We start from the raw sequence: 5541 nt of genomic DNA on the forward strand, positions 1-5541 counted from the left end.
GGCCTCGATCTGGCTGATCATGTCGAGGCCGCCTTCGAGCTTCACCGCCTGGCAGCCGGTTTCGTCGACGACCCGCCGCGCCGAGTTGACGGCTTGCGCTGCCGTTGCCTCATAGGTGCCGGCCGGCAGGTCGACGACGACGCAGGCCCTGGCCGAGCCGCGCATCACGGCCTGCCCATGTGCGATCATCATCTCCAGCGAGGCGCCCAGCGTCGTCTTGTGGCCATGCAGGACCATGGCGACACTGTCGCCGACCAGAAGCAGGTCAACATGGCGATCGAGCAGACGGGCGATGGGATAGGTATAGGCGGTCAGGCAAACGATCGGCGTGCCGCCCTTGCGGTGGCGAATCGCCTCGGCGCTGATGCGAATGTCGGTGGTCGGCAATTCCGTGGCCAATCGTCACCTCCTTGGCCTCAAGCCGGGCTGGATGCAGGCATGGGCGCGCAGAGCTTTAGAAATACCGCAAAGGCTTGGCAAGCGTGCATGCAGCGACCGGGAGGATCACAGGCTTGTGTCGGGCTTCAGGCAAGCCATTTGCGCGCACGCCGTGGCAAAAGCCTTGCCTTCGGCAAGGCCTGACGCCATAAGCAGGAAAACGGGCGCTGCCGGCGCGAGGGTTTTGAAATGAAGACTTTCCTTACGCAGTTTTTCACCTGGTGGAACAGCCAGACGATAGGAACCCGCCTGCACACGTGGCGGTACGGCAAGAAGGTCGGCCAGGACGAGACCGGCAATTTCTATTACGAAGGCGGCATCGATTCGGAAGGCCGCACGCGCCGCTGGGTCATCTACCGCAATTATTCGGAGGCTTCGGCGATACCGCCCGGCTGGCACGGCTGGATGCACCACCGCGTCGACGTCGCGCCGTCCAGCGAGGACTACAAGCCGCGCGATTGGCAAAAGCCGCATCAGCCCAATCTGACCGGCAGCCCGGCGGCCTATCGCCCGAAGGGCTCGGTGCTGACCAATCAGCACCGCCCGCAGGTCACCGGCGACTACGATGCCTGGACACCCGGGTCGTAGGCGACAGGGTGCAAGCCGGTCCTTTATCGCCACAATTGGTGTTTAGCTGCTTGCTGATCAGAAAACGGCGACTAGCCTTGGCGATCGACAGAATCACCCGGGCGCGAACCACCGGTATCTTTGCATGAGCTTTTCTTACTCAATATCGGCCAGTCTGGCGCTAGCCGCCGGTCTTGCCGTCAGCACCGTGGCCTTCGCCGCTTCGCCTGAGCCCGCGGCACCCGCGCCGGCGCTGCCCGCCGGAGCGGACCGGGTCACCAATGCCGTTGCCGAGTTTGCCGGTATCGACAAGATTACCGGCCGCATCATCACCTTCGATGTCTATATCGACGAGACGGTGCAGTTCGGCGCTTTGCAGGTGACGCCGCGCGTCTGCTATTCGCGGCCGCAGGCCGAGGCGCCGAAGACCGATTCCTTCGTCGAGGTCGACGAGATCACGCTCGACCGCAAAATTCGCCGCATCTTCACCGGCTGGATGTTTGCCGAAAGCCCCGGCCTCAATGCCGTCGAGCATGCCGTCTACGACGTCTGGCTGAAGGAATGCAAGCAGAAGTCGGATGTGCCGGCGCCCGACGGCGCCAAGGCTGACGCAACCAAAGCCGAGGCGCCCAAGCCCGCGGCGGCCAAACCGAAAGCCGCGACCGCTCCGGACGTGACAGATCCTGGCGTGACGGAGCCGGACGCTTCGGACCCCGATACGACCGACACCAACTGATCCTCCGGAACCCTCCTTGCCACCATACGTTGGGGCACGGATGAGCGCGCATCTATGCGCAGGGAGGATCTTCCGATGTCAGACAGCAAGCGGATCACGGCTGGCAAGGCAGAGTTGCTGGAACTTGAAAAGGGATTCTGGACGGGCGACGCGGCCTACTATGCGGCCAATGTCGACACCGAATGCCTGGTGGCGTTTCCGCAGATGGCACAGGCGATGGACAATGCGGATCTCGCCAAGACCGCAACCAGGCCCAACCGCTGGCGCGACCTGAAAATCGACCTCAAGGGTATTATCGAGCCGGGCAGCGACATCATCATGCTGACCTACGAGGCACATGCGACACGCGAGAACGGCGAACCTTACGTCGCGCTGGTCAGCACCGGCTATGTCCATCGCGTCAACGGCTGGAAGATGATGTTCCATTCGCAGACGCCATTGGAAGCCGCCACTGGGAAGTAGGCTCAATCTTCAGGGATAGAATACGGCCTCGCCCTTCAGCGCGTCGGCCAGCATCTTTTCATATTTGCCGCGCGGCACGTCGACCGCGCCGAAGCGCTTGAGGTGCTCGGTGGTGAACTGGGTGTCAAGCAGAGCGAAGCCGCGTGCCTTCAAGCGCTCGACGAGATAGAAAAGGCAGGTCTTGGAAGCGTCCGTCTCCCTGGCGAACATGCTCTCGCCAAAAAACACCCGGCCGAGCGACACGCCATAGAGGCCACCGACCAGCCGGTCCTCGCGCCACGCCTCGACCGAATGACAATGGCCTATCCGATGCAACTCGACATAGGCTTCGCGGATCGGCGCATTGATCCAGGTCGAGCGCCGTTCCACGCGCTTTTCGGCGCAGCCGTCGATGGTCGCTTCGAAATCGAAATCGAAACGGATGTCGAAGGGGTTCTTCCTGATCGTTTTCCTGAGGCTTTTCGGCGCGTGAAAACCATCGAGCGGAATGATGCCGCGCGTCTCCGGCCGCACCCAGAACACCTCCGGGTCGCCGGCACTTTCGGCCATCGGGAAGACGCCCGAGGCGTATGCCTTGAGCAGAAGGTCGGTGGGGATGCGATAGCCGGGCGCGTAGGGGCGGGTCATCGCGTCTCCGCGCTAGTCTTCCTTGGCCAGGTATTTTTCCAGCCAGTGGATGTCGTAGTCGCCATTGGCGATGTCGGCATTGCCGACGAGATCGCGAAACAGCGGCAACGTCGTCTTGATGCCGTCGACGACGAACTCGTCCAGGGCGCGGCGCAGGCGCATCATGCACTCGACGCGATTACGCCCATGCACGATCAGCTTGCCGATCAGGCTGTCATAGTATGGCGGGATCTTGTAGCCGGAATAAACGCCGGAATCGACGCGGATGCCCAGGCCGCCCGGTGTGTGGAAATGGGTGATCGTGCCGGGCGAGGGGGTGAAGGTGCGCGGGTCCTCGGCGTTGATGCGGCATTCGATGGCGTGGCCGTTGAACTTGATGTCCTCCTGCTTCACCGAGAGGCCGCCACCGGAGGCGACGCGGATCTGCTCATGCACGAGATCGATGCCGGTGATCGCTTCCGTCACCGGATGCTCGACCTGCAGGCGCGTGTTCATCTCGATGAAGTAGAACTCGCCATTCTCGTAGAGGAACTCGATGGTGCCGGCGCCGGAATAGCCGAGATCGGCGATGGCCTTGGCGCAGATGCCGCCGATGCGGGCGCGCTCTTCGGCATTGAGGGCGGGCGAGGGCGCCTCTTCCCAGACCTTCTGGTGGCGGCGCTGCAAGGAACAGTCGCGCTCACCGAAATGCACGCCGCGGCCAAAGCCGTCACCGAACACCTGGACTTCGATATGGCGCGGCTTTTCCAGGTATTTTTCGATATAAACGGCATCGTCGCCGAACGCCGCACCGGCTTCCGTGCTCGCCGTCTGCAGGGCGATCTCCAGGTCAGCCTCGGTGAGGGCGACCTTCATACCGCGACCGCCACCACCGGCCGATGCCTTGATGATCACGGGGTAGCCGATCTCGGCGGCAATGCGCCTGGCTTCCTTCTGGTCGGTGACGGCGCCGTCCGAACCGGGCACAACCGGAATGCCGAGGCGCTTGGCGGTTCGCTTGGCCTCGATCTTGTCGCCCATGATGCGGATATGGTCGCCGGACGGACCGATGAAGGTGATGTTGTGCGCGGCCAGTATGTCGGCGAATTTGGCGTTCTCCGACAGGAAGCCGTAGCCCGGATGCACGGCGTCGGCGCCGGTGATTTCGCAGGCCGCAACGATCTGATGGATGTTGAGATAGCTGTCGCGCGATGGCGGCGGACCGATGCAGACGCTCTCGTCGGCGAGCCGCACATGCATGGCGTCGGCATCGGCGGTCGAATGCACCACCACCGTCTGGATGCCGAGTTCCTTGCAGGCGCGCAGCACCCGGAGGGCGATTTCGCCGCGATTGGCGATGAGGATCTTCTGAAACATCAGGCCCGCTCTATTCGATCACGACGAGCGGCATGCCATATTCGACCGGCTGCGAATCCTCGAAAAGGATCGCGGTCACCGTGCCGGCACGTGGCGAGGGGATCTGGTTCATCGTCTTCATCGCTTCGATGATCAGCAGCGTCTGGCCTTCCTTGACCTTCTGGCCGACTTCGATGAACGCCTTGGCGTCCGGCGACGGCGCCAGGTAGGCGGTGCCGACCATCGGCGAGGTGACTGCGTTCTTGGAAATATCTGCCACAACGGGCAGAGCTGCGGAGGCAGCTTGCGCTGCTGCCGGCGCATAGGCCTGCTGCGGCGCTGCGATTGCATGAACAGCCGGCGCCTGCCGCGAGACGCGCACCTTCAGGTCGCCCAGTTCAACCTCGATCTCGGTGAGATTGGTGTCGTTCAGTATGCCCGCCAGATCGCGGATCAGTTGCTGGTCAACACCGGTCTTCTTTATCGACATTTTCGAGCCTTCTGTTTGTTGGCCGGTCATAGGCGTGCGGCCAGCGCCTGTAGCGCCAGCGTATAGCCGAGCGGCCCAAAGCCACAGATCATGCCGACGGCGACCGGCGCGACCATGGAGATGTGGCGGAATGGTTCCCGCGCATGGATGTTGGAAAGATGAACTTCGGCCACCGGCAACGGCGCGACGGCGCGGATGGCGTCGTGGATGGCAATCGAGGTGTGGCTGTAGGCGCCCGGATTGATGACGATGCCGACAGCCTTGTCGCCAGCTTCCTGAATCCAGTCGACAAGGTCGCCCTCATGGTTCGACTGGCGGAAATCGATCTCGAACCCCAGCGCCTCGCCTGCCTGCTTGCAGTCGTCGGCGATCGCGGCAAGCGTCTTGCCGCCATAGATGCCCGGCTCGCGCTTGCCGAGCGCGTTGAGATTGGGACCGTTCAGGACGAAAACCGTTTTCAAAAAGCCGACCTTTCCCGGCGCCGTCATCAAGCCGGCGCGCTGGGCCCTCTATAATGGGCATAGCCGCCCGCGGAAAGAGCACAAGTGCGTTCTTTCACTGTCCACAACAGGCGGAAATGTGCCCGTGAGAAATAGCTGGCGAGCAAGATCAGAGCGCGGCTTTCGCCGCCTCGATCTTTTCTGCCAGCACTTCCTGCCCGAGTGCTCCGAACACCACCTCGTTGCCGATGACATAGGACGGCGTTCCGGTGATCGCCAGCTTGTTGGCAAGATCGTAGGTCTTGGCGAGGGCCTCGTTGATTGTCGGGTCCTTCATCTTCTCGCGCAGCGCCGCTTCGTCGGCGCCGAGCGACAGCGCGACCTTGATTGCCGACGCCTCGGTGGCGCGTCCCTGGCCGCCGAGCAACGCATTGTGGAACTCGCCG

Annotated in this window: 9 protein-coding genes; 3 read left to right on the forward strand and 6 right to left on the reverse strand. The window is 62.8% G+C overall.

The window, feature by feature from the left end:
* The coding region (locus tag EN939_RS18955; protein ID WP_206528307.1) for a 3-methyl-2-oxobutanoate hydroxymethyltransferase at positions 1–399 on the reverse strand (399 nt) is incomplete at its 3' end.
* A 228-nt stretch (positions 400–627) separates the two neighbouring features.
* Here EN939_RS18955 and EN939_RS18960 point away from each other — a divergent pair.
* The 3 genes from EN939_RS18960 to EN939_RS18970 all read left to right on the forward strand — a co-directional run bounded on the left by EN939_RS18960 (position 628) and on the right by EN939_RS18970 (position 2203).
* Positions 628–1026, forward strand: coding sequence for an NADH:ubiquinone oxidoreductase subunit NDUFA12 (locus EN939_RS18960; protein WP_013531353.1), 399 nt, complete (start codon positions 628–630; stop codon positions 1024–1026).
* Positions 1027–1150: 124 nt separating this feature from the next.
* Positions 1151–1741, forward strand: a complete 591-nt coding sequence (locus EN939_RS18965; RefSeq protein ID WP_127269230.1) for a DUF2155 domain-containing protein — start codon at positions 1151–1153, stop codon at positions 1739–1741.
* Positions 1742–1816: 75 nt separating this feature from the next.
* Positions 1817–2203, forward strand: a complete 387-nt coding sequence (locus EN939_RS18970; RefSeq protein WP_127269231.1) for a hypothetical protein — start codon at positions 1817–1819, stop codon at positions 2201–2203.
* 9 nt (positions 2204–2212) lie between these two features.
* On the opposite strand, the gene aat is transcribed toward EN939_RS18970, so the two are convergent.
* The 5 genes from aat to EN939_RS18995 all read right to left on the reverse strand — a co-directional run.
* Positions 2213–2830 carry a leucyl/phenylalanyl-tRNA--protein transferase gene (gene aat, locus EN939_RS18975; protein WP_127269232.1) on the reverse strand — a complete coding sequence of 206 codons (618 nt, stop codon included), beginning with the start codon at positions 2828–2830 and terminating at the stop codon, positions 2213–2215.
* A 12-nt stretch (positions 2831–2842) separates the two neighbouring features.
* A complete protein-coding gene (gene accC, locus EN939_RS18980; protein ID WP_127269233.1) occupies positions 2843–4186 on the reverse strand; it encodes an acetyl-CoA carboxylase biotin carboxylase subunit in 1344 nt (447 codons plus the stop codon).
* A 10-nt stretch (positions 4187–4196) separates the two neighbouring features.
* Positions 4197–4655 (reverse strand): acetyl-CoA carboxylase biotin carboxyl carrier protein, encoded by a 459-nt coding sequence (gene accB, locus EN939_RS18985; protein ID WP_127269234.1) that lies wholly within the window; start codon positions 4653–4655, stop codon positions 4197–4199.
* A 26-nt stretch (positions 4656–4681) separates the two neighbouring features.
* A complete protein-coding gene (gene aroQ, locus EN939_RS18990; RefSeq protein ID WP_127269235.1) occupies positions 4682–5116 on the reverse strand; it encodes a type II 3-dehydroquinate dehydratase in 435 nt (144 codons plus the stop codon).
* Positions 5117–5264: 148 nt separating this feature from the next.
* Positions 5265–5541: DsbA family protein (locus EN939_RS18995; RefSeq protein WP_206528308.1), on the reverse strand; the 277-nt coding region annotated here is incomplete at its 5' end.

Source organism: Mesorhizobium sp. M7A.F.Ca.CA.002.05.1.1 (genome assembly GCF_003998335.1).
Lineage (GTDB): Bacteria > Pseudomonadota > Alphaproteobacteria > Rhizobiales > Rhizobiaceae > Mesorhizobium.